This window comes from Pseudomonas bharatica CSV86 (assembly GCF_000319305.2).
GTDB classification, from domain to species: Bacteria; Pseudomonadota; Gammaproteobacteria; order Pseudomonadales; family Pseudomonadaceae; genus Aquipseudomonas; species Aquipseudomonas bharatica.
On the sequence record NZ_AMWJ02000001.1, the window covers coordinates 292,532 to 313,903 of the forward strand.

Here is a 21,372-nt window from a genome sequence, read left to right on the forward strand (position 1 = left end):
GTGCCGATTGCCGCTCGCCTGCGCGCCGTCCTGGCGCCACGCTTCCGGCCATGTTCCGCTGACGTCCGTCAGCGACATGCCCAGGCAGCCACGATCTTCAAGGCTGCGATGCGGTTCCGACCGCGTTGATCACTCCAGTTCGCACCGGCATCCATGCGCGAACGGCCATCGGTTTTCGATGGCGATGCCACCAAGCTGTCCATCAACCCACGCGGGGGTTCCACACCTTCCCCGCCTTGGGTCGGGTGTGTCTCCGCCTCATTGTTCCCAGGAGATTCACCATGACCACTTCCAACGAAAAAACCTACTTCGATCTGCACATCGCCGGCCTCGGGTACCTCAATCGCATCCGCGAAGTGAAGCCCAAGAAAGGCGATGCGTTCCTGGCCTGCGACATCGCAGCCTTGAACGGTCCCAGCGACGACGTCTCGTATGTGCGTTTCGACACGCGCGTATCGGGATCGGAAGCGCAGCACCTGGTGCGCCGCTGCATTCAGGCGGTCGACGCCGAGAAGAAGGTGATGATCGGCTTCCGCCTGGGCGACCTGTGGACCGACACCTTCACCTACTCCAAGGGCAAGCGTGCCGGCGAACAGGGGGTGAGCCTCAAGGCCCGGCTGCTGTTCGTCAGTTGGATCAAGGTCGACGGCAAGCTCGTCTACAAAGCCGAACCCAAGCCGACCGAGACAGACGAGCGGGAGCCGGAAGTCCCTGTGAGGTCCGACGCGCCCGCTGCGCAGCAAGCCTCGGCACCGGAGCCTTCCGAGCCCGTCGCCGATGCTGCCGACGACGCAGCCGATGCCCCCGCATTGGCCGTTGCCGAGTCGTTCTGATCCGCAAGGCCCCATCACTGGGGCCTTGTCTTCTCTTCGTCAGCAGGAGACCTTCATGATCACCATCCCCGGCCAACTGGCCATCAAGACCATCCACGGCAGGAACGGCGACTTCAACGTCGGCCGCCTGGCGACCTCGATCGGCGAGTTCGTCGTGAAAAACGCCGAACTCGATCAGTACCGCGAGGGCAAGTACGACGGTGATTTCGTCATCGTCGAGATTCGCCCCTCCACGTACAACGCCAACGGCCGCATGGTCATCGAGATCCGCGCCCATCTGGGCGGGATGACGCTGTCCAACATCGACGCCCTGAGCCGCGACGAAGCCCGCCGGCTGAGTCCGCAGGAAGTCGATCCGATCGACGAGGAAGCGCAGGCGCCCGTGCCGGCAACGCCCCCGGCCAAGCCGAAGGCGAAGCCGCGCAGTCCGCGCGATCCCCTGGTCGATACCACGCCGTTCGGCAGCGAACCGGCTCCCGTGTCCGCTGCGGCCTCGGCCGAGGCAGACGACGCGGCGCTGTTCGGTGCCTTGTGGCCCCTGTGCGAGACCGTGAAGCTCGATGCGACCGTGGATCGTCGTGTGCTGCGTCAGCAGCGCGACCGTCTCGACAAGCTGGGCTACGAGTTCGCTCCGTTGTCCCAGGACTGGCACCTCAAAGCTGCCTGATGCATCCGCCGCCTTGCGCGGCATTCCGCCACCCGCCGGGGTTCTCCCCCGACGAGGAGGGCTCCGGCCTCTTCTTCAAGGAGACCTTCATGGGCTGGACCTTCGTTCGTCAGACGCGCGATCAGTTGATCCGCGAGCTGATCGCTCCGCAGGCGTCCGAACGCGCTTGCTGCGAAGTCATCGACCACACGCTGGACGGCGACGTCCTGTGGACCGTGGTTCGCGTCACCGCCAGGCAGGCGGGCGTCATGGGCCTCGCGGCCGGTGAGTCCGTCTGCTACATCGGCTGCCATCTGCTGGAAAGCTCGGGCGGCGATTGGGGCTACTCATCCCTCGATGAGTCCGTGCATCCGTACTACTACTCGTGCCCGCTGCGCTATCTCGACATGGCGCCGGTGCAAAGCTCCGAGTGGCGCGAGCGGGTTCACCGCTTCCACGCGGGACGCGCCGTCTAGCGGCACACATCTTCCTTCACCCAACCGGGGCGAGCATGGCCCGCGGGCTGTGGTTGCTCTTTCATTTCCAAGAGGACATCACCATGCCTGCACCTTCTTCGGCGAAGCCGCTGTATCGCATCGACGAATGCCCCGACCTCATGGCCGACGGTTGCGTCGGTGACGAGCAAGGCAATCTCGTCTTTCTCTCGATCTGGGCGCGCGACACCGCCGTTCAGGAGTTCCTCGCCCGCCTGACCCTCGGCCGGGATGAACAGGGACTGGATCAGTTCCACGTCATCACCGAGCAGGGCGCATCCATCCCGGTCTTCGTCGGCAACGTCGAGAACCTGGAAAAGCGCATCACCCGTGCCTATCGGCGAACGCTGTTCGGTTCGCTGACGAATGTGTGGCTGTTCGATCGTCGCTGCGTGAAGCCAGACAAGGCCAACGCCAGCGCGCTGGCGCTTCTGCCCAGGGATTCCGCTCACCGGCTCGACCGGTTGTGGACGCTGGTGCAGGACACCTGCCCGCTGCCACTGCTCGACCACTGGCGCGACACCGTGCTGGAGCTGTTGCAGACACAGCGGATGCTGACCGGTCTTCCCTTGGCCCTCGGGCCGCTGGAAGGCCATCGGCTGGCCCTCGATGTCCCGGCGCTGACGAAGGCGCTGGGCGAGCTGATCCGCAACGGCACCCTCGGCGCCACGCAGTACGAACTGGCCGCGAACGCACCGCTTCGGCGTGTGGCGTGAGCCATCCCCACGGGCATGCGCGCCGCGCGTGCCCGCCTTCCCTCATCCATCACCAGGAGAAATCCATGGCACTCATGTTTCCGCGCCTGGCGCGCAACTTCATTCGTAACGGCTACTTCCCCACCGACGAGCCGACGCTGGAGCGGGCCTTGTCCGCACTGGCGCCGTCTCCCGGCTCCATGTCCATCCTCGATCCCTGCGCCGGCGAAGGCGTGGCGATTGCCGAAGCCGCCCACGCCCTCGGGCGCGAGCAAGTCCAGGCCTTCGCCGTCGAGTACGACGCCGAGCGTGCCCGCCACGCACGGCAACTGGTCGATCGCTGCATCCACGGTGACCTGATGGACTCGCTGATCTCGCGTCAGTCCTTCGGGCTGCTGTGGCTGAACCCGCCGTATGGCGACCTGAGCAAGGACGTGAACGGCAACATCGGCTATCAGGGCCAGGGCCGTGCTCGGCTGGAAAAGCTGTTCTATCAGCGCGCGCTGCCGCTGCTGCAGTACGGCGGCGTGCTGATCTTCATCGTGCCGTCCTACGTGCTCGACGCCGAGCTGGTCGGATGGCTGACGCGCCACTTCGCCGACCTGCGCATCTACCGTGCGGTGGAAGCGCAGTTCAAGCAGGTGGTGATCTTCGGTCGCCGGGTTCGCCAGCGCGACCAGGCGTCGGAGTCGGCCAAAGCCGTGCGCGGTCTGCTGCTGCAGATCGGACAAGGCGACGCCGAAGCCGAGGAACTGCCGCTCGAATGGCCGTTCCTGCCGTACCCCGTCCCTGCCAGCCCGGCCGAGCCGGAGCACTTCTATCGCGTGACGATGGAGCCCGAGCAGTTCGCCGATGAAGTCGGCCGGCTGCAAGGACTCTGGCCGGCGCTCGATGCCCACCTGGGCGCCGCGCAGCAATCGCTGCGTCCGCCCGCGCGGGCCTTGTCGCACTGGCATCTCGCCCTGGCCCTGGCCGCAGGCGCGATCTCCGGCGTGGTGAAGTCCAGGACCGGGCGCGTGCTCGTTGTCAAAGGTGATACCCACAAGGAGAAGACCCTCCAGACGGAGTACACCGAGCGCGACGACGGCTCTGTGGCCGAGACGCGCATCCTCACCGACAAGTTCGTGCCGGTCATTCGTGCATGGGACTTGACGCTGGGCTCGCCCACGTGGGGCGAAGTGCTGACCATCCGCTGATCGCTGTTCCCTGACGGTTCGCCGTCGCTTTCATCCACCCACCGGGGTCACGTTGCCCCGATGGGGTGCCGTGGCCCGCTTTTCCGAAAGGAGAAACCACCATGGCACTCGCAGTCCTCAACCTCGCGTCACAAGCACGCTTTTCGCCCGGGCAGGTGGTCATGACCGCCGGCGTCGACGAGCTGGTCCGACAGGGCCGGCTCAACCCCACGCCGTACCTGCGCCGCCATCTTCATGGCGAATGGGGCGACCTGAGCGACAGCGATCGGCGGCAGAACGACGCCGCGCTGCAATCCGGCGAGGATCGTCTGTTCTCGTCCTACCAGGTCACGCGCGACCTGAAGCTCTGGATCATCACCGAATGGGATCGCAGCGTCACCACGCTGCTGTTGCCCAGCGAATACTGATCCGCATCCAGCGGCACCTACACGTTTCTACGCCGCATCTTTCTTCCCACCCAGGGGCATGTCACCGCCCCGTGGGGAGGTGCATGCCCCATTGCTCTGGAGCATCACCATGTCCCTCGATCTCGAAACCGTTCCCGAAACCGCTGTGCAGCGCGACCTGCTCGAAGCGGCCGCTTCACCCCTCACGCTCAGCCTGCAGGACTTCGTGTCCGAGTTCGGCGACGAGCTGCTCGACTCGCTCAACCGCGCCAATCCTCCGGTCTACACCGGTCAGGTGCGGGTGCATCGGCAACTGATCCTCGCCGCGCTCAAGCGCAAGCTGTTCCCCGCGCAAGCCGATGTGGTCCACGCCGTCACCGAGCTGTTGGTCGATCGCGGCGAACGCGCCGCGATCGTCAACGGCGAGATGGGCTGCGGCAAGACGACCGTCGGCATCGCCACGGCCGCCGTGCTCAACGCCGAAGGCTACCGCCGCACCCTGGTGCTCTCGCCACCCCACCTGGTCTACAAGTGGCGGCGCGAGATCCAGGAGACGGTGGCCGGTGCCAAGGTCTGGGTGCTCAACGGCCCGGACACGCTGGTCAAGCTGCTGAAACTGCGCGAGCAGTTGGGCGTGCCGGCCGAGGGCCAGGAGTTCTTCGTCCTGGGCCGCGTGCGGATGCGGATGGGGTTCCACTGGAAACCTGTCTTCGTTCGGCGGCGCACGCCTCATGGCGACGTGGGGGCCTGCCCGGATTGCGGGCATGTCATCACCGACCTCGACGGCGAGCCGATCAACCCGGTCGAGCTGGAAGCCGAGGAGTCCCGCCGCAAGTGCAGCCACTGCCGTGCACCGCTGTGGTCGTTGATCCGTCCCAGGGGCCTGTCCGCCAGCGATCAGTCCTCCGCCGTCCTCAAAGCCCTGAAGCGCATTCCGACCATAGGCGAAGTCACCGCGCAGAAGCTGATGCAGAAGTTCGGCGACGCATTCCTCGCGTCGATGCTCGGGGACAACATCCACGAGTTCATCAACCTGATGGACGACCGGGGTGAGCTGATCTTCTCGGACCGGCAAGCCCATCGCATGGAACGTGCTATGGCCAACATGGAGTTCGGCTTCGGCGAAGGCGGCTACCAGCCGTCCGAGTTCATCAAGAGACAGCTTCCCCAAGGCACGTTCGACCTGCTCATCGCCGACGAGGCGCACGAGTACAAGAACGGCGGCTCCGCACAGGGCCAGGCCATGGGGGTGTTGGCGGCCAAGGCGCGCAAGACGCTGCTGCTCACCGGCACGCTGATGGGCGGCTACGGCGACGACCTGTTCCACCTGCTGTTCCGAGCCCTGCCGGGGCGGATGATCGAAGACGGCTACCGGCCGACGAAGAGCGGCAGCATGACGTCGGCTGCGATGGCGTTCATGCGCGATCACGGTGTCTTGAAGGACATCTATTCCGAGAGCACTGGCACGGCGCACAAGACCGCCAAGGGCACCAAGGTATCGGTGCGCACGGTCAAGGCGCCGGGCTTCGGCCGAAGGGCGTGCTGCGTTGCGTCCTGCCGTTCACGGTCTTCCTCAAGTTGAAGGACATCGGTGGCAACGTGTTGCCCCCTACGACGAGGAGTTCCGCGAAGTCGCGATGGACACGGCGCAGGCCGCGGCCTACCGCGATCTGGCGGGTCGGCTGACCCTGGAGCTGAAGCAGGCCCTGGCGAAGCGCGACACGACGCTGCTCGGTGTAGTCCTCAACGTGCTGCTGGCCTGGCCGGACTGCTGCTTCCGGTCGGAAACGGTGGTGCATCCGCGCACGCGCAACACCTTGGCGTTCGTACCGGCTCAGTTCAACGAGCTGGAGGTGATGCCCAAGGAGCGCGAGCTGATCGAGATCTGCAAGCAGGAGAAGGCGGAAGGTCGCAAGACCCTGGCCTATTCGGTCTACACCGGCACGCGCGACACCACATCGCGCCTGAAGGTGCTGCTGGAGCAGGAAGGCTTCAAGGTGGCGGTACTGCGCGCGAGCGTGGATGCCTCCCGCCGGGAAGACTGGATCGCCGAGCAGCTGGACCGTGGCATCGACGTGCTCATCACCAATCCCGAGCTGGTGAAAACCGGCCTGGACCTGCTGGAGTTCCCGACCATCGTGTTCCTCCAGTCCGGCTACAACGTTTACTCGTTGCAGCAGGCCGCCCGGCGTTCCTGGCGCATCGGCCAGAAGCAGCCGGTGCGCGTGATCTACCTCGGCTACGCCAACTCCTCGCAGATGACCTGCCTGGGGTTGATGGCCCGGAAGATCATGGTGTCGCAGAGCACCTCGGGCGACGTACCCGAGTCGGGCTTGGATGTTCTGAACCAGGATGGCGATTCCGTCGAGGTTGCCCTGGCCCGGCAGCTTGTCACGGCCTGATCCATGTACCCATGCCAGTGGCCCCTCGGGGTCGCCGGCTTCTTTCCACGGCCCTTCGGGCCGTTTTTCTTGTGCGTATGACAGCTCATGGCGCTGCCCAGCCATGTATTCGGGCGGGCGTCAGTGCGTTTTGTTTGCTGCCCGCAGGCCAAGCGGCGGCGATGGTGAGCGCTCCGTGTTCCAGGGAAGCGCCCTCCATGCAACCATCCATCCGCGCTGTTCACCGCCTGGCCCTCGCCGCTGGCTTGCTGGCCGGCAGCCTGTTGGCCGCCGGCTGCGCCACGACCGCCGCGCCGTCTGCGCCAGCGGTGCCGGCCGCATCGCCGACCGCCGTCGCGCCGGAGCCGGATTTCGTTCCGGTGGCCCGCTACGGCCGCTACACCCTGGTCGAGCTGGCGCCGGAACCTGCGCAGCGTGATCTCTTGCAGCAGGCGGTGGAGGTCTCGATTCCGCCCATGCTCGATGCCAGCGTGGGCGATGCCATGCGCCATGTGCTCCTGCGTTCCGGCTACCGGCTCTGCGATGCGGCCGAAGCCGCCACGCTCTACGCGCTGCCGCTGCCCGCCGCACACCTGCGCCTGGGTCCGCTGATGCTGCGCGATGCCTTGCTGACCCTTGCCGGCCCCGCCTGGGAGCTGTCGGTCGATGACTTGACCCGCCAGGTCTGCTTCAGCCGGCACGGTGCTCCCACCTTCCTTTCCGCCAACCCGCCCGGCACCGCCACGCCCGTGCCGGACGTCGACCGGCCCGAGGAGCTGCAGCCATGACCTTTCCCCAAGCGCCATCCGAGCGCAGTTCCCGCACGCGCTGGCTCAAGATCTCCGCAGTCTTCTGGCTGCTGCTCATCAGTGCCGTGGCACTCATCAACCGCGTCGGCCTGTCGCGGCTCGCCGAACAGACCCAGAGCAGCGCACAGGATGCGCAGGTCAAGGCGCTGGGCCTGCGCGTGGCCGATCTCGAACGACAGGCCGATGCGGACAAGCGCCGGCCGGCGCCGATCAGCCAGGCCGAATTCGCCAACGCGCGGCAGGCGCTGGACGAACGGATGACGCGCCTCGAAGAGGCCGACGAGACGAGGGCCCTGGCCGTCGACCTGCGGACGCTGCAGGCGCGCGCGAGCGGAATCGAAACCCGCCTGGAGAAGGCCCGGCAGGTGGCATCCGCCGCTCGCCCGCGCGCTCCGGTTGCGACGAAACCCAAGGTGCCGGAGCCACCGTTCCGGGTGCTCGGCGTGGAGCTGCGGGGAGGCGAGCGCTTTCTGTCGATCACCTCCACCGCCGCGGCCTCGCTCGCGGGCGCCCGGCTGATGCGCCAGGGCGAGGCCGAGGGCGGCTGGCAACTGCAGTCCATCGAGGCGCAGGCGGGCGTGTTCCAGGTGAACGGCCAGACGCAGCGCGTCGCGGTGCCGTAGGAGGTCGCCATGATCCTGCGGTCGCTGCTCGCTGCCGTCGTCCTGTTCGCCGCCTTCGGCGCATCCGCCCAGCCGGCCCCGGTGACGAACTCGCGCATGGTGCCCGCCCGGGTGCAGCCGGGCGCCGATGCCGCGCTCGACGAGAGGCAGGCGCGGGAGTGGGGGCTTCGCCCCGAGGAGTGGGCGCGTTACCGGCAACTGATGCAGGGGCCGCTCGGGGTCTATTCGCCCCGGCTCGATCCGCTCACGGCGCTGGGCATCGAGGCCCGCAGCGAGGAGGAGCGCAGGCGCTACGCCGAGCTGCAGGTGCAGGCCGAGGCCCGGCGCGTCGGCAAGACGCTGGCCTATCAGCGGTCCTACGACGCGGCGTGGCAGCGCCTGTTTCCCGGGCAGCCGCGCGTGAGCCTGCCCGGCGCCAAGGCGCAGGGTGCCGGCAACACCGGCTCCGGGCGCCTGGCGGTCTTCGTCAAGGCCGACTGCACACCGTGCGCGCAGCGCGTGCAGCAGTTGCAGGCGGCCGGCACGGCCTTCGACCTCTACATGGTCGGCAGCCGTCAGGACGACGCGCGCATCCGGCAGTGGGCCACCCAGGCGGGCATCGACCCGGCCAGGGTGCGCGCCCGCACCATCACGCTCAACCACGATGCCGGGCGCTGGCTGTCGCTGGGCCTGCCCGGCGATCTGCCGGCCGTGGTGCGCGAGGTGAACGGCCAATGGCAGCGGCAATAGGTACTCCGGGCCGGGAGCGTCGGCCGTCCCGCGTCGCCATCCGCTGCGCCAGCACCGCGCTGCTGCTCGCCACCGGCGGCTGGGCGTGGGCTGGCCTGGCGCGGGAAGTGCCGCCGCCGGCCTATCGACTGGCGGCGCATCGTGCAGACGTGCCGGCGGCGGTGCTGTACGCGGTGGCCTTGCAGGAGAGCGGCGCCATGCTGCGCGGGCGCCTGATCCCCTGGCCGTGGACGCTCAACGTCGCCGGCACGCCGCAGCGCTACGCCACCCGCGCCGAGGCCTGCGCGGGGCTGCGCCGGGCACTCGCCCGCACGCCGGCCAATCGCATCGACGCCGGCCTCGGCCAGGTCAATCTCGGCTACCACACGCATCGCTACACGCAGCCCTGCGAGCTGCTGGACCCGTACCGCAACCTCGCCATTGCCGCAGAAATCCTGCGCGAACAGCACACCCCGGGCGAGGACTGGCTGCTTGCCATCGGCCGCTACCACCGGCCCGCCGGTGGGGCACCCGCGGCGCGCTACCGGCGCAGTGTGCATCGGCACCTGATCCGCGTGCTCGACCCCGGCGTTCCCGTTCCAACCCTCCAGGCCGCTACGCCATGAACCACATCGCCCACATCGCCGCCATCGGGCTGCTGTCCACGACCACCGTCTTCGCCCAGACCGCCTCCGCGCCGCTGATCGTCGTCGAAGACCGCGGCGGCGCCTCCGCGCTGCCGTACTACCGGCCGCTGAATCCCCAGCCGGATCAGGCCGCACCGCCGGCCCCGATGCCAATCCCTCGCGTGGGCAACGCGGACGACGCCGAAGCCGCCATGCTGCCGGTGCGCTCGACGCAACTGTCGCCGGGCGAGGTGCAGCGCCGCGTCATCCGGGCGCCGGGCCTGACGGCGCTGTTCCTGATCGGCGACGACGAGCGTTCGCGCGCCTGGCTGCGGCAGCGGCAGACGGCGCTGCGAGAGCTGCAGGCCGCGGGCCTGGTGGTCAACGTGGAGTCGATGGCCACGCTGACGGCGCTGCGCAGGCTGGCTCCCGGCCTGACTCTCTCGCCGGCCTCCGGCGACGACCTGGCCCAGCGCCTGGGCCTGCGCCACTACCCGGTGCTCATCACGTCCACCGGCGTCGAGCAGTAGGTGCGCAAATGGCCCAACCGCATGCGGTCGAGGTTCTGCTGCGGCCAGCGGTGGAGCTTTATACCGTGGCGGTCTGCACCGGCGCCGCGATTCTGTGCCTGGTGGCACCGTGGTCGCTCGCGCTGAACCCGCTGCTCGGCCTGGGCTCGGCGCTGGCTTTCCTGACCTTCGGCGCGATTCGCCTGCGCGATGCCTGGGCGATCCTGCGCTATCGCCGCAACATCCGCCGCCTGCCGCGCTACGTGATGACCAGCCGCGACGTGCCGGTGAGTCAGCAACGGCTGTTCGTCGGCCGGGGCTTTCGCTGGGAGCAGCGACACACGCACCGGCTGATGCAGACCTACCGGCCGGAGTTCCGCCGCTACGTCGAGCCGACGGCGATCTACCGGGCCGCCCGGCGGCTGGAGGAGCGGCTTGAGTTCGCGCCGTTTCCCGTCTCGACGCTGGCGCGCGCGCTGGCCTGGGACAGCCCGCTCAACCCGGCGCGGCCGCTGCCGCCGGTCGGCGGAATGCCGCGCCTGCATGGCATCGAGCCGCACGAGGGCGACGTCACCCTGCCGCTGGGCGAGCGCGTCGGTCACACCCTGGTGCTGGGCACCACGCGCGTGGGCAAGACGCGGCTGGCCGAGCTGTTCATCACCCAGGACATCCGCCGCAAGGTCCGCGGCGAGCACGAGGTGGTGATCGTCTTCGACCCCAAGGGCGATGCGGACCTGTTGAAGCGCATGTACGTCGAGGCCAAGCGCGCCGGACGCGAAGGCGAGTTCTACGTGTTCCATCTGGGCTGGCCGGACATCTCGGCGCGCTACAACGCCGTCGGCCGGTTCGGGCGGATCTCCGAGGTGGCCACGCGCATCGCCGGACAGCTCTCGGGCGAAGGCAACAGCGCCGCGTTCCGCGAGTTCGCCTGGCGCTTCGTCAACATCATCGCGCGCGCCCTGGTCGAGCTGGGGCAGCGGCCGGACTACCTGCTGATCCAGCGCCACGTCATCAACATCGACGCGCTGTTCATCGAGTACGCCCAGCACTACTTCGCCAGGAACGAGCCGAAGGCCTGGGAGGTCATCGTCCAGCTCGAAGCGAAGCTGAACGACAAGAACATCCCGCGCAACATGATCGGGCGCGAGAAGCGCGTGGTGGCCCTCGAACAGTACCTGTCCCAGGTGCGCATCTATGACCCGGTGCTCGACGGCCTGCGCAGCGCCGTGCGCTACGACCGGACGTACTTCGACAAGATCGTCGCTTCGCTGCTGCCGCTGCTGGAGAAGCTCACCACCGGCAAGATCGCGCAACTGCTCGCACCGAACTATTCCGACCTGTCCGACCCGCGGCCGATCTTCGACTGGATGCAGGTCATCCGCAAACGCGCGGTGGTCTACGTGGGGCTGGATGCGCTGTCCGACGCCGAAGTCGCGGCGGCGGTGGGCAACTCGATGTTCAGCGATCTGGTCTCGGTTGCCGGCCACATCTACAAGTTCGGCATCGACGACGGGCTGCCCGGCGCCGCGGTGGGCGCCAAGATTCCGATCAACGTCCACGCCGACGAATTCAATGAACTCATGGGCGACGAGTTCATTCCGATGGTCAACAAGGGCGGCGGTGCCGGCGTGCAGGTGACGGCCTACACGCAGACCTTGAGCGACATCGAGGCGCGCATCGGCAACCGTGCCAAGGCCGGCCAGGTGGTCGGCAACTTCAACAATCTGTTCATGCTGCGCGTGCGCGAGACCGCCACCGCCGAGCTGCTGACGCGACAACTGCCCAAGGTCGAGGTGTACGCCACGGCACTGATGAGCGGCGCCACCGACAGCTCCGACCCGCACGGCAATACCGCGTTCACGTCCAACACCCAGGACCGCATCAGCACGACCAGCGTGCCATTGATCGAGCCGGCGCATGTGGTGGCGCTGCCCAAAGGGCAGTGCTTCGCGCTGATCGAGGGCGGCAACCTCTGGAAAGTCCGCATGCCGCTGCCGGCACCCGATCCCGACGAAGCCATGCCGAAGGATCTGCAGGAGCTGGCCGGCTACATGCGGCAGCACTACGTCGAGGCAGGAGACTGGTGGGAGAGCCAAGGCATCCCCGGCCTGCAGGACAAGGCGCTGCCCGACGACCTGCTGGACGACTTCAAGCAGATGGCCGCGGCCGAAGAGGCCGAAGCATGAGCGATCCGGCCGTCGCGGCCCAGCGCCAGCAGCAAAGACAGCAAGGCCTGATCGCCGGCCTGGTCACGCTGCCGTTCCGCTTCTTCGGCGTGCTGTGCGGCGCGCTGCTGCTGTGCATCCTGATCGAGTGCGTCGGCATGCACTTCTTCTGGCCCGATCAGGGCTGGCGCCACGCGCAGGGCATGCTGCACTACGAGCTGGATCAGCTCTCCACGCATTTCACGCGCAGCGCGCTGGTGCAGGAGCCGGGGCGCACCGCGCACCGGCTGGTCGAGCAGGGCTACGACTGGCTGTTCGTGAAAAGCGGCCTGCTGGACTGGATACGCGATGCCTCGGCGCAGGCCAGCGCCGGCAGCCATCGCCCGACCAAGGATTTCCGCTACTACATCGGCTTGGCCTACGTGAACGTGGAGAGCTACCTGATCGCGGCGGCCTACACGACGCTGGTCTTCCTCGTGCGGCTGCTGGTGCTGTGCCTGACCCTGCCGCTGTTCCTGATGGCCGCCTTCGTCGGGCTGGTGGACGGGCTGGTGCGCCGGGACATCCGCCGCTTCGGCGCGGGACGCGAGTCGGGGTTCATCTATCACCGCGCCAGGGCCAGCCTGATCCCGCTGGCCGTGCTGCCGTGGGTGACTTACCTGGCACTGCCGGTCAGCGTGAACCCGCTGCTGATCCTGCTGCCCAGCGCTGCACTGCTGGGGGTGGCGGTGTGCATTGCGGCGGCGACATTCAAGAAGTACCTGTAGCTGCAGCCCTGCGCCAGGTCAGATGAACGATGCCATCGTTTCGGTTCTCTTCGTCAAGTACGTCAGCATTGACGTGAACGAATACGTTTCAAGCAATCTTCTTCTGCCTGTCTCGCAGAGACGCGGCCCAGTCCTTTAAAGCCTGGATGTCCTGAAAGAGATCAGTGGGTGGTGGCGGCGCGGCATTCCTGCCGCTGGATGGATCGTGTGCGTCAACAATGTCGCAGCACTTCTTGAATCCGGCAGCGAAAGCATCGCAGTCAGCCTCGGTGAGCGCACTGACCTTCTTCAGGTCCTTGGCGTTGATGTAGTCCCTGTGGCGTTGAATAACGCGGACGAAAGCGATGTCCTCCAGGCCGCGCTCCCATGTGGCGCGCAGCGAGTTGTAGAGCTTTGCCACCTCGACCGCGTACTCGTCTTCCTGGTTGTTGTCATGCAGCAGCTTTGCCGCACGTGCCGCCTTCTCCAGCTTGTCGATGCGATCTTCGACGCTCTGGGCCTTCCAGGGCAGGCCGTCGGCCACCATACCGGCTCCCGCGGCGCCACGACTGAGCGTCGTGAGCCGCACTGCCCGCCCGGTCTTCGTCGCGTGGTCATTCAAATCGTTCACGAACACCAGATCATGCGTGAAGACGATGACCTGACGGTTCTCCGCTTCTTCCACGAGACGCTTGGCCACCTGCCCACGCCAGCGATGGTCCAACGAGGACACCGGGTCATCGAAGACGAGAGCAGAGCGATGCATCGCGGTGGCAAGCTCGGTCATGAAGGCGGCCAGCGCCACGCAGGTCTTTTCCCCTTCGCTCAGGATTTCGTGGACCTTGGCATCCGGCTTGGCGAAGAGGCGCACCTGATACTGCGGTGAGCCGTACTTGCCGCCGGAGCGCACGATTTCGACGCGAACCTTCGAGGCCGCAAGCCTGACAATCTCTTCCTGAAATCTGTCGCGCAGCCGAGGCGTAATCACGGTGTCGGCAATGTCATTGCCCATCTTGGTGATGGTGTTCGTCGCCGTGTCGCCCGCACACTCGGTCAGAAACCGGATGGTCTTCAGCCGCAGGATTTCGTCAGTGACGACCGGCAGCATGCCGGCGAGCAGCGCCCGGTCGCTCAACTCGGTGAAATCGGCTTCGAGCTTCTTGCGTTCATCCGCGTCAGCGGACTTGCGCAGCTCGGCGGCGTAATTGCGGATCGTGGTCTGAAGCTGGTCGAGATCAGGCAGCGGCGACATTGGAACGGGCGGAAGCTGTACCTCGCCGTTTCCGCCCAGGGCTTTGAGCAGAACGTGGCGCCGCAGCCGGGCTGCGGCGATGAAGCGGCGTGTCTGCTGCTGCAGCACCTCATTCTGGAGGCCCAGCTCGTCAAGACTGGCCTTTACCGCCCGCGTGCCGATTGCCGCGGCAGCTATGGTCTGACGTGCGGTCTGAGCTGCCTTCTCTGCCTCGCGTGCCAGCTGTTCCGTGTCCTTCTGGATGAAGTCCTCGAAACGCACCATCCGTGCACGTGCCTCAGCTTCCAATGGCTGCTGGCAAAGCATGCAATGCGCGTCTTCGGCCGACGGCGGAAACGGCTGTCCGGGGTATGCGATCTCCGTCGAGTAGCGTCGAGCGGAATCCCAAAGCGCCCGCCATGTCTCGCCGCCGACGCCGGCAAGGGGTTCGCCCGTGAAGGCCTTCTCCGCGGCAAGACGTGCGGCGTCCCGTTTCGACCGTGCGTCCCTGGCGAGGGCAGCGGCCGCCAGCAGTTCCTCATCGGTGGTTCTGGCTGCAACGCTGTTCACCGCGGTAATCAGCCGCATGACGTTGTCGGCTTTGACGGTCTGTTCCGCCGCGGCCTTAGTCGGATTCTTCGACAGGTCTGCCCGCAGACGCTCAAGACGGGCGCTTTCGTCTGCCGAGAGCGCCGCCAGGGCTTCGATCTTCTTTGTTTCAGTATTGGCGTTCAGCGCGGCAAGCGCCTTCCCCACGGCCGTGGTGGCCTTCCAGGTCGGCGCCGCAAAGATCGGATTGCGGGCCTTCTCAAGCTGCTTCTGCTCAGCCGCGAGGGCATCCTTCACCGCCTGGCAGGCTGCAGCAAGCTCATCCGGTACGTCCAGGCCAAAGGGGCGGAATGCGACTTCGTTCTTCTCGCGGATATGCACTGAGGCGCAGTCGCTATCGAACACGCTCACTGCAGACAGCGTTGCATGCGGATTTGCGCCGTTCTGCCACTGTTCGACCGGCTGCGGGACACCGCCGACCCCATACGCGATGTTTGCGCCGACGCGCTTCGGGGGCTGATCGGCATACACATTGGGTTCGATCTTTCCGGCATGCCTTGCACGACATGCGCGCTTGAGGATGCGTGCATAGCCGGACTTGCCCGCACCGTTGTCGCCGTAGATGATCGTGATTCCATTCGGCTCGAAGCCGAGGGTCTGGCCGGCGGCAAGGTTGTTCACGCCGGTCACGTCGGCGATCGACAGAAGCGATACCGCGGCGGTCTGACCGGGGTTGGCCGGAAGGTGGGCCTTCTCCAGCGGTACCGCTTTCAGCGCGCCTACGGGGGCACCTTTGCCTTGTTTGCAAAGGTCCACGAGTTCGCCGATATCGGCGTCCGTCAGACGGCCGTTTGCGATGATGCGGCGCAGGGCGTCACGCTGCCAGAGTGGACGATCCTTTGACCAGTCCAGAATCGTCTCCAGGACGGTCTTCTGCTGTGCGGCGGGCTTCTGCATTTCTTGTTCCTCCGTCGCGCTCCAGGATGATGGCAAAGCGCCGCTCGGTGTCCGAGTCGAACTTCTCGGCGGGGAGCTCAAGAAGTTCTTGTGACCACCAACCTGCGGCGTTCAGGATTCGCTCGCAACCACGCCTTCGAGACGCCCTTTCTCCAGAATATCCAGCAACACCACACTCTGCTTTTCTGTCGGGAGCTTGGTGGGAATCTGCATGGCAACTCTGAGCACGCCGTCTTCCTTCGGCGTGAGCAGATCTTTCTCAAGCAGCGACTGATGGATGCGAACCCATTCCGCAGCGGGAACAGCCAGCACTTTTCGTTGCGCCTCGATGCCGTTGTCGATCCTCTGCGTCTGCTTCGCTGTCTTCACAATCGCTGCCTGATCATCCTGCGGAACAAGTCGATCGTAGAACTCGGGCGGGAGGAGATTGGCAATCGCTTCGCTACGAGCCTGTATCCTTGTCCAGCACGCTTCCTTCTTGCACCACTCGGAAATGTTGGAAATGCCTTGTGGCGGTCTGATGATGTCGTCATTCACGACCCCCGACACGACAGCGATGGCACTTTCGAGCACCGGATCGACCTTCTGTGCATTCCAGATGCCCAGAAAGTCGATGCTCTCCTTCCTGCGCTTCGTGATGTCGCCGAGTATCGCCAGCGTGTAGGCCACGATGTTTGCTCGGTACCCGCCGTTGTACCAAGGCTGTGCGGAAACAATGCGCTCCGTGGCGCGGAAGATCAGCCCGCGCGCGACAGCCCTCTTGAAATAGAACTCATTGAACGCGTCGGATGATTTCTCCCACTCGCTGCCGATTCGGGCGGCGTAGCGCGCAAAGTTCTTCTGGGAGCCAAGATTCACCCACCTGGGGTGGTCATCCCAGACATTCTCGAACTTCGCAAGGTCCGTCTTCGTGAACATCTGTGGCTTGGGATGCTCCGCCTTGAAGCGACGCTGCTCCGCAGGTGTGAGCTTCGACTGTGCATCGGCATACTGGCCGCGTGCGCGCTCATAGAACCACCGCGTCTCGCGCGGGGCGCCCTTCTGCGCCGGCGCCCAGATCCGCCGGGAAAACCCTTCCATCCGCACATGGAACGGGTGGTTCGAGAAGAAGTCGGCGGCATTCACCCGATTCTGGGTGTTCGCGTACTCCGATATCCTTGGAGCGACCGTTTCGCTCTGTTGGCTGTCGATGACGGACAGCTTCAACTGGACGAATATCTGGGAAAGATCTGCCTTGTCCCGCTTCCGTGTATGGAACAGCGATGCTGTGGTCTGGCCCCCATTGACGATCTGAAGGTCGACAACCCTTGTGATCGCCAGACCGAAATCCGTCGTCGCGGTCTCGACACTCTGCGCAGTGGCCGTGATCCCGTTGTTGTAAGCAAAGAACATTCCCGGCTCGTTCAGGATCGTTGCCCTTATTCCCTGGTTCACATTACCGCGGGCCTGCAGGAATGTTCGGACGTTCTGCTCAAGCAAACGCGCTCCGAATCTCTCGTACAGGGTCGCCAGCACCTCGGCAGGCATGACCATGAGATAGGATTGATAGGCATCGGTCCCCAGGTGTGCGGGAAGGCAGGCGATACCCTTGCCGAACATCTGCTCGAAGTCGAGGTCGAGTGGCTCCTTGTGGCTGCGGGAGCTTCGCTGACGATGAAGTCGTGAGATGTCCCAGATGTGGTGAGCAGCCGGAACTCCTGCCACTTCCGTATCGGGAAGGGCCTGAATCTTCTCGCTGAGCGTGCGCTCGGAGAAGAGAACCAGGTTGACCTGCCGAATGGCGTCCTTGCGATCCGCAATCTGCCTGGCAAGGCCGTACTCCGGCGATGTGACCTCCAGTTCGCCGGCCAGGCCCTTGTTGGCACTGGCCTCGAAGAAGTTGGCAACACGCTTGAATGCCGCGGCCACTTCCGTTCTGGTGAGCGATGCCAGCTCGTTTCGGGAGTCGAAGTCCGCGATGAAGAGGTCCAGAACTCCTTCGTCATTGAACCAGTAGCCGTCCACGCGCATGCCACGCTGCGCCCGGAAATGGCAGAGTTCGAAACCTTCCGTGAAGCCTGTCTCGACAAGGTCGTTCGCGATGGCCTCCATGAATTCGGAGAGCTGGAAGCTGCCATTGGCTTCGGCGCCCGCCAACAGTTCCTGTCGGAAGTCGTGGAAGAACTCTTCGTCGGTCTGCTCCATCAATCCTCCCCGAAGATGGCTGCTTCGTCACACTCGTAGGGAGCAATCGTTTCCAGCCTGATGTCGTAGGCCACGTTAGCAATCCCTGTCGGCAGTTGCGACCGCATGAGACGCGGAAAACCGTCACCGACACGATAGCTGCGCACGTCGCTGACGACAAAGCGAGGCTCATCGTAGTCAGGGAGCGGGGCATAGCCGTGCGCAACCAGCTTCCTGTCAAAGGCCTCGACGGCGTCCGCCTCGCCGAGACGCGCCTGGACTGCAGCGACGATCTCGTTGAGCGATCGGGCTCCTGCCGCGTCGGCCAAGCTGCTCAGCCGGTACACGCGCAGGAACAGCGCATCGTTCAGGGATTCAAGCTGGTCTTCTGACGAAATGCGGATGCTGCTCCGCTCTGCCCCCGAGAGCGATTTGACCTCGACGGCTGTGTTGCCGAATATGAAATCCTGATGTGATCGTTCCGGACCGAGCCAGGCTTCGACGGCGGCACTGCTCGACATCTGCCGATCGATCAGTTCCGTCAGGAAGACGATTTCGGCGAAGAGACCGCGCACTTCCTCGATGGACAGGTGCTGACTCCGGCCTGACAGGAAGGTCTTCCAACGGCGGATGTGTGCCAGAGAGACCGCGAGAGAACTCGCCGAGTCGGTGGCGTGCTCCAGCGAGGATGCAAGGGTGCGGCACAGTCCTTCGAAGAGATCGCGATCGACCTGCCTTTCAAGGGCGAGGACCAAGTGCTGCTGCCCCTGATCTCCGGCACGAAGATCGACATCGATGCCGTTCACCGTGACCGCGTTCTTCCGGTACTGGGCTGCGTGGTCGCCCTGAAGCTCCACGATGAACAGGCAGGCGCCACCGGCATCGCGTCCCCAGAAACAGGGCACGGCCGTTCCCACCGCAACCTGGCGGACATTGAAGTCCGCTCCCGGAACGGCGATGTCATCCCACGGAGAGGACTCAGGCATCGTAGTCATCCTCCTCGTCAGGATCGTCGGCGTAACCCTGCATCTGCTGGAGCCAGACCTTGTTCACGACGACATTGATGGTCGTCGAATAGTCCCCGTAGGGAAAACTAACGCCGAAGGCGGCGATCGGTCCCGTCACGGCCTCGCCCTTGGGCTCCAGGCTGTGAATCATGAGGAGCGGCTTGTTCCGGACCATGCGGTAATGCGTGTCGGATACCGCTCCTGAGCCATCTTCGCCGCCAGCCAGCGTCCTGGCCTCATTGCGTTGTGCGTCGCTGAGCCCAAGCTTCTCGTCGCCACGCGAGGCAACCCTGTCCTTGTTCAGGCGCCACGAAGTGCCGTTCGGCTGATCCTTCCCGACGACGCGCACCTGATTCCTCAGGGTGAACGGGTTTTCACCGCCTGAGCCACCCGAAGGGGAAATCAGCAGAACATCGGCCAGCGGGCGCTTCATCGCAATCCGTTCGAGATAGCTCACCACGTCCGACTTCTGTCCGGCAAAGGACGAATGGCATTCGAACCGGGTGAGGAAGTCGTCGATCACCTCGACAGGCACGTCCCTGAAGATGACGCCCTTTTCGGTGGACTCCTCCGGTCGCCCGCCGAATCCACTTCGCCAGTGATCGCCGATCAGCGCAAGGTTCCTGGCATTCACGTCAGGGTCGGTGGAGACAATGTAGCTCTCCCGCAATCGCCCACTGAAACTCTGCTCGACCGTGACCTCCTGGCCGGATCGCATCTTGTTCGCCGCCGTGATCAGCAGGCTGTCCGGATGCGAGCGGACGTACAGGCCAAAATCCTTCGGGCTAAGGCGATCGCGCCGCATGCGCTTGACCTGCTGTACAAGCTCTTCGGCGGCATCGGCGATGTGGGAGTACCAGTTGATCGAATCGCGCGAGAGATGGACGCGGCAGAGGTCCTCGAAGCCCGGCCGGTAACCGAACCAGCGGCCCATCTGCATGAGGGTGTCGTACATTTTCGTGTTGCGGTACATGTAGCTGACGGTCAACCCCTCGATGGTCAGGCCTCGGGAGAGGCTCAGACCACCGACCGCGACCGCGGTCAACCCGACTCCTTCCTTCGCGTAGCGGGCGTAATCGAGCACCTCGTCACTCTTGCTGTTGATGACATAGAGGTGGAGGTGCTCGAAGACGCCGCTGAGGGCAGCCTTCACTTCCGCCCAGGTAAACCCAGCATCGGCATACTCGGCATCGAAGGCGTGCTTCAGGCCCTGCATGTACGCGTTTCTTGAGGAAACCTCTTCCGGCATCGCGTAGTTGGCGAGAACCGCTTCCCTGATCTTCTTCTCCCTGAGACTCAGGAAGTCACGCACGGCCTTCTGAACGGGCACGAAGCGCGACACGTTGACCATCATTGAGCAATGCTTGCCGGTCTGCCCACGCAGGTTCCGGATGGCGCGGGCGACGATGAACTCGTCGAGTGCGCGATAGAGGCTGGGGGGCAACTCGTGGACGGGATCGTCACGCTTGTGGGCGTACGGGATGAGATCCTCGCAATCGTCGATCGGCCTCACGATCGATTGACTGGTCGCCTCGTCGAGGAACACCTTCTCGGCACCGAAGTACGTCGTTGGCGCGTCCAGGCAATAGATGAAGTCGCGCGGGAACAGCTCCTCACGCACATCATCGCCATAGGCGTCGGGGTTGATGAAGATGTTGGCGAACGGTGTCGCCGTGTAGCCGACATAGCACGATTTCGCGAACAGCCCGAGGATGCGCCGGATCATCGCATTCGTTCGGGTCGGATCCAGATCCTCCTTGTTCGTGTTGATCGACGCGTTGTCGGCCTCGTCGTCAATCAGCAGCATCGGCACGTCGGAAATCCGGCCATCGCCCTCGGCGTTCAGCTCCTTCAGCCACTTGTGAAGAGCCGTGAGCGTCGTGACGTTCTTCTTGATGACCAGAATGATCGGCTTACTGAAGTCGTTGATCTTCCAGCCGCTCTTTTCCGCCGTGTTCTTGTTGAAGTCCTCGTTGATGTTGGTGAGCGTGGCCGGATGCGGATAACCCGGCGCGAGACCGACACCGATGTTGCGACGATCCTCGGGATCGCTTGACCGGCCGATGAAGGCCTCATCGATGCGCTGCTGCGTTTGCTTGCGCAGATTGTTGTGAATGCCGGCGACGACGATGATGAACTTGTAGCCGGCGTCGGCGGCGCGTGCTATCAGGCCGGTGTAGTTGGCCGTCTTGCCCGACTGCACATGACCGATGACAAGTCCGCGACGGTTCCAGGTTGTGCCCTCGCTCAACGGGTCCTGCAGGTGGCCGAGAATGCGGGTCGTCACATCGCTCAGCGACTGGACCATCTGCGGCGGCCAACCTTCCTTGAGAAGAAAGTTTCCATAGGATTCCGCATAGGTCCAGGCGACATCCTCACGCTTGTGGACCCACTGATCATCATGCTTAGCAGTGACATCCACCAGCGAAACACCGGCGCCCATGCGCGTGTCGACCGAGATCATCGCCTCGGTGACGATATTGCGGAGATCACCCGTATAGCCGAAGATCGCGGCGATCTGTCTCGCCTTTTCCTCCACCTGCTCGCGCGTCGGCGTCTCGGCCATGTTGGCAAGGCCCGAGATGAGCGCGTTGGCAATGTTTCGTTCTTCCGTGATGACTGTGAGGCTCATGCAAAGGTCTCGCTGA

Annotated in this window: 17 protein-coding genes and 1 pseudogene; 14 read left to right on the forward strand and 4 right to left on the reverse strand. The window is 65.0% G+C overall.

From position 1 onward, the window contains the following. Positions 1-281 precede the first annotated feature (281 nt). The 14 genes and pseudogenes from CSV86_RS01355 (at position 282) to CSV86_RS01420 (ending at position 12,838) form a co-directional block, all read left to right on the forward strand. Positions 282-833 (forward strand): STY4534 family ICE replication protein, encoded by a 552-nt coding sequence (locus CSV86_RS01355; RefSeq protein ID WP_009401121.1) that lies wholly within the window; start codon positions 282-284, stop codon positions 831-833. Positions 834-888: 55 nt separating this feature from the next. Beyond that, positions 889-1,500 (forward strand): DUF3275 family protein, encoded by a 612-nt coding sequence (locus CSV86_RS01360; protein WP_009401119.1) that lies wholly within the window; start codon positions 889-891, stop codon positions 1,498-1,500. 89 nt (positions 1,501-1,589) lie between these two features. Then, positions 1,590-1,955: a hypothetical protein gene (locus tag CSV86_RS01365; RefSeq protein WP_037060734.1), complete on the forward strand. Its 366-nt coding sequence runs from the start codon at positions 1,590-1,592 to the stop codon at positions 1,953-1,955. An 83-nt stretch (positions 1,956-2,038) separates the two neighbouring features. Further along, on the forward strand, positions 2,039-2,689 hold the full coding sequence (locus tag CSV86_RS01370) for a hypothetical protein (RefSeq protein ID WP_009401117.1): 651 nt from the start codon (positions 2,039-2,041) through the stop codon (positions 2,687-2,689). A gap of 65 nt (positions 2,690-2,754) precedes the next feature. After that, positions 2,755-3,864, forward strand: coding sequence for a DUF6094 domain-containing protein (locus tag CSV86_RS01375; RefSeq protein ID WP_009401116.1), 1,110 nt, complete (start codon positions 2,755-2,757; stop codon positions 3,862-3,864). A 101-nt stretch (positions 3,865-3,965) separates the two neighbouring features. After that, a complete protein-coding gene (locus CSV86_RS01380) occupies positions 3,966-4,271 on the forward strand; it encodes a hypothetical protein (protein ID WP_009401115.1) in 306 nt (101 codons plus the stop codon). Positions 4,272-4,380: 109 nt separating this feature from the next. Beyond that, positions 4,381-6,652 (forward strand): annotated as a pseudogene (locus tag CSV86_RS01385) (helicase-related protein). A 197-nt stretch (positions 6,653-6,849) separates the two neighbouring features. Continuing rightward, positions 6,850-7,419 (forward strand): PFGI-1 class ICE element type IV pilus protein PilL2, encoded by a 570-nt coding sequence (pilL2, locus tag CSV86_RS01390; protein ID WP_009401111.1) that lies wholly within the window; start codon positions 6,850-6,852, stop codon positions 7,417-7,419. After that, entirely contained in the window at positions 7,416-8,063 is a 648-nt protein-coding gene (locus CSV86_RS01395; RefSeq protein WP_009401109.1) for a hypothetical protein, read from the forward strand. The genes pilL2 and CSV86_RS01395 overlap by 4 nt, the downstream gene beginning before the upstream one ends. Positions 8,064-8,072: 9 nt before the next feature. After that, on the forward strand, positions 8,073-8,792 hold the full coding sequence (locus tag CSV86_RS01400; RefSeq protein WP_009401108.1) for a TIGR03759 family integrating conjugative element protein: 720 nt from the start codon (positions 8,073-8,075) through the stop codon (positions 8,790-8,792). Continuing rightward, positions 8,777-9,397, forward strand: coding sequence for a lysozyme family protein (locus CSV86_RS01405; RefSeq protein WP_009401107.1), 621 nt, complete (start codon positions 8,777-8,779; stop codon positions 9,395-9,397). Before CSV86_RS01400 ends, CSV86_RS01405 begins: the two co-directional genes overlap by 16 nt. Further along, entirely contained in the window at positions 9,394-9,927 is a 534-nt protein-coding gene (locus tag CSV86_RS01410; RefSeq protein WP_009401106.1) for an integrating conjugative element protein, read from the forward strand. The genes CSV86_RS01405 and CSV86_RS01410 overlap by 4 nt, the downstream gene beginning before the upstream one ends. Positions 9,928-9,935: 8 nt before the next feature. Then, positions 9,936-12,092 carry a type IV conjugative transfer system coupling protein TraD gene (gene traD / locus CSV86_RS01415; protein WP_009401104.1) on the forward strand — a complete coding sequence of 719 codons (2,157 nt, stop codon included), beginning with the start codon at positions 9,936-9,938 and terminating at the stop codon, positions 12,090-12,092. Further along, positions 12,089-12,838 carry a TIGR03747 family integrating conjugative element membrane protein gene (locus CSV86_RS01420; RefSeq protein ID WP_009401103.1) on the forward strand — a complete coding sequence of 250 codons (750 nt, stop codon included), beginning with the start codon at positions 12,089-12,091 and terminating at the stop codon, positions 12,836-12,838. Before traD ends, CSV86_RS01420 begins: the two co-directional genes overlap by 4 nt. Before the next feature lie 88 nt (positions 12,839-12,926). Here CSV86_RS01420 and CSV86_RS01425 read toward each other — a convergent pair whose 3' ends face one another. The 4 genes from CSV86_RS01425 to CSV86_RS01440 all read right to left on the reverse strand — a co-directional run bounded on the left by CSV86_RS01425 (position 12,927) and on the right by CSV86_RS01440 (position 21,356). Continuing rightward, on the reverse strand, positions 12,927-15,554 hold the full coding sequence (locus tag CSV86_RS01425) for an AAA family ATPase (RefSeq protein ID WP_009401102.1): 2,628 nt from the start codon (positions 15,552-15,554) through the stop codon (positions 12,927-12,929). Between the two features lie 111 nt (positions 15,555-15,665). Beyond that, positions 15,666-17,738 (reverse strand): AIPR family protein, encoded by a 2,073-nt coding sequence (locus tag CSV86_RS01430; protein WP_009401101.1) that lies wholly within the window; start codon positions 17,736-17,738, stop codon positions 15,666-15,668. After that, entirely contained in the window at positions 17,738-18,703 is a 966-nt protein-coding gene (locus CSV86_RS01435; RefSeq protein WP_009401100.1) for a PD-(D/E)XK motif protein, read from the reverse strand. The genes CSV86_RS01430 and CSV86_RS01435 overlap by 1 nt, the downstream gene beginning before the upstream one ends. Then, positions 18,696-21,356, reverse strand: coding sequence for a Z1 domain-containing protein (locus CSV86_RS01440; protein ID WP_009401098.1), 2,661 nt, complete (start codon positions 21,354-21,356; stop codon positions 18,696-18,698). The genes CSV86_RS01435 and CSV86_RS01440 overlap by 8 nt, the downstream gene beginning before the upstream one ends. Between the last annotated feature and the right edge of the window lie 16 nt (positions 21,357-21,372).

Excerpts from the sequence above, each read along its gene's own strand:
- CSV86_RS01355 (WP_009401121.1), top strand. The coding sequence starts at position 282 with ATGACCACTTCCAACGAAAAAACCTACTTCGATCTGCACATCGCCGGC.
- CSV86_RS01360 (WP_009401119.1), top strand. The coding sequence starts at position 889 with ATGATCACCATCCCCGGCCAACTGGCCATCAAGACCATCCACGGCAGG.
- CSV86_RS01365 (WP_037060734.1), top strand. The coding sequence starts at position 1,590 with ATGGGCTGGACCTTCGTTCGTCAGACGCGCGATCAGTTGATCCGCGAG.
- CSV86_RS01370 (WP_009401117.1), top strand. The coding sequence starts at position 2,039 with ATGCCTGCACCTTCTTCGGCGAAGCCGCTGTATCGCATCGACGAATGC.
- CSV86_RS01375 (WP_009401116.1), top strand. The coding sequence starts at position 2,755 with ATGGCACTCATGTTTCCGCGCCTGGCGCGCAACTTCATTCGTAACGGC.
- CSV86_RS01380 (WP_009401115.1), top strand. The coding sequence starts at position 3,966 with ATGGCACTCGCAGTCCTCAACCTCGCGTCACAAGCACGCTTTTCGCCC.
- pilL2 (WP_009401111.1), top strand. The coding sequence starts at position 6,850 with ATGCAACCATCCATCCGCGCTGTTCACCGCCTGGCCCTCGCCGCTGGC.
- CSV86_RS01395 (WP_009401109.1), top strand. The coding sequence starts at position 7,416 with ATGACCTTTCCCCAAGCGCCATCCGAGCGCAGTTCCCGCACGCGCTGG.
- CSV86_RS01400 (WP_009401108.1), top strand. The coding sequence starts at position 8,073 with ATGATCCTGCGGTCGCTGCTCGCTGCCGTCGTCCTGTTCGCCGCCTTC.
- CSV86_RS01405 (WP_009401107.1), top strand. The coding sequence starts at position 8,777 with ATGGCAGCGGCAATAGGTACTCCGGGCCGGGAGCGTCGGCCGTCCCGC.
- CSV86_RS01410 (WP_009401106.1), top strand. The coding sequence starts at position 9,394 with ATGAACCACATCGCCCACATCGCCGCCATCGGGCTGCTGTCCACGACC.
- traD (WP_009401104.1), top strand. The coding sequence starts at position 9,936 with ATGGCCCAACCGCATGCGGTCGAGGTTCTGCTGCGGCCAGCGGTGGAG.
- CSV86_RS01420 (WP_009401103.1), top strand. The coding sequence starts at position 12,089 with ATGAGCGATCCGGCCGTCGCGGCCCAGCGCCAGCAGCAAAGACAGCAA.
- CSV86_RS01425 (WP_009401102.1), bottom strand. The coding sequence starts at position 15,554 with ATGCAGAAGCCCGCCGCACAGCAGAAGACCGTCCTGGAGACGATTCTG.
- CSV86_RS01430 (WP_009401101.1), bottom strand. The coding sequence starts at position 17,738 with ATGGAGCAGACCGACGAAGAGTTCTTCCACGACTTCCGACAGGAACTG.
- CSV86_RS01435 (WP_009401100.1), bottom strand. The coding sequence starts at position 18,703 with ATGCCTGAGTCCTCTCCGTGGGATGACATCGCCGTTCCGGGAGCGGAC.
- CSV86_RS01440 (WP_009401098.1), bottom strand. The coding sequence starts at position 21,356 with ATGAGCCTCACAGTCATCACGGAAGAACGAAACATTGCCAACGCGCTC.